At 69.2% G+C, this 1,550-nt stretch carries 1 protein-coding gene; it reads left to right on the forward strand.

All coding sequences use genetic code 11. The features are described 5' to 3' along the window. Positions 1 to 263 precede the first annotated feature (263 nt). Positions 264 to 1,481: an IS110 family transposase gene (locus ACIQZO_RS40470; protein ID WP_403636427.1), complete on the forward strand. Its 1,218-nt coding sequence runs from the start codon at positions 264 to 266 to the stop codon at positions 1,479 to 1,481. Positions 1,482 to 1,550 lie beyond the last annotated feature (69 nt).

The following is a 1,550-nucleotide window of genomic DNA, read 5'->3' on the forward strand; positions in this document are numbered from 1 at the left end:
CCCCGTTATCTTTTTCGCGGTCCTGCAACGGGACCGCTGGCCTCCGGGCCCGGCATGGCTGTGTCCCCCTGTCGAAGGCATGACCTGGGGGGTGGTGTCACCGGGTCCGGGGGTGTTCGTCGGAGACGCTGATCAGAGGTCCGGCCACCGTCCGGTTCGGCGCAATGCCGGACAGTTCGCGGGCGGCAGGTCTGCATAACGTGGATGCGCGAGCACGACACCCGAGCCGAGGCCGGCACCGTCAACGTCCCTGGGAGGGCGCGATGTTCGAGATCCAAGACGTGGGCGTGTTCCTCGGCCTGGACGTCGGCAAGTCCGCCCACCACGGGCACGGGCTCACCCCGGCCGGGAAGAAGGTCTTCGACAAACCGCTGCCCAACAGTGAGCCGAAGCTGCGGGCCGTGTTCGACAAGCTGACCGCGAAGTTCGGCACCGTCCTGGTCATCGTGGACCAGCCCGCCTCCATCGGCGCCCTGCCGCTGACCGTCGCCCGCGACGCCGGCTGCCGCGTCGCCTATCTGCCCGGCTTGTCCATGCGGCGGATCGCCGACCTCTACCCCGGCGAGGCCAAGACCGACGCCAAGGACGCGGCCGTCATCGCCGATGCCGCACGGACGATGCCGCACACCCTGCGCTCCCTGGAACTGACCGACGAGATCACCGCCGAGCTGACCGTGCTGACCGGCTTCGACCAGGATCTGGCCGCCGAAGCCACCCGCACAAGCAACCGGATACGCGGCCTGCTCACCCAGTTCCATCCCTCTCTGGAACGAGTCCTGGGACCGCGTCTCGACCACCAGGCCGTGACCTGGCTCCTGGAGCGCTACGGCTCCCCATCCGCCCTGCGCAAGGCCGGTCGTCGCCGACTCGTCGAGCTGATCCGCCCGAAGGCCCCGCGCATGGCCGCCCGGCTGATCGACGAGGTCTTCGACGCGCTCGACGAGCAGACCGTGGTGGTGCCCGGCACCGGCACCCTGGACATCGTCGTCCCCTCCCTGGCCGCCTCCCTGACGGCCGTGCACACCCAGCGCAGGGCGATGGAAATCCAGATCAACGCCCTGCTGGAGGCCCACCCTCTTTCCCAGGTCCTGACCTCGATGCCCGGCGTCGGCGTCAGGACCGCCGCTGTCCTGCTGGTCACCGTCGGCGACGGCACCAGCTTCCCCAGCGCCGCCCACCTCGCCTCCTACGCCGGACTCGCCCCGACGACAAGGTCGTCGGGAACCTCGATCCACGGCGAACACGCACCCCGAGGCGGCAACCGGCAGCTCAAACGCGCGATGTTCCTCTCCGCGTTCGCCTGCATGAACGCCGATCCCGCCTCCCGCGCCTACTACGACAAGCAACGCGCCCGCGGCAAAACCCACACCCAAGCCCTCCTCCGCCTCGCCCGCCAGCGCATCAGCGTCCTGTTCGCCATGCTCCGCGACGGCACCTTCTACGAATCCCGGACACCGAAGGACGTCGAGCTCGCCGCATAACCCCAGCAGCCCTGAACCACCCCAAACCCGACAGAGGTGCCTTGACGAACGACATAGAGGCACCCCCCC

The sequence above is a fragment of the Streptomyces sp. NPDC097617 genome, from assembly GCF_044761485.1.
Classification (GTDB): Bacteria; Actinomycetota; Actinomycetes; order Streptomycetales; family Streptomycetaceae; genus Streptomyces.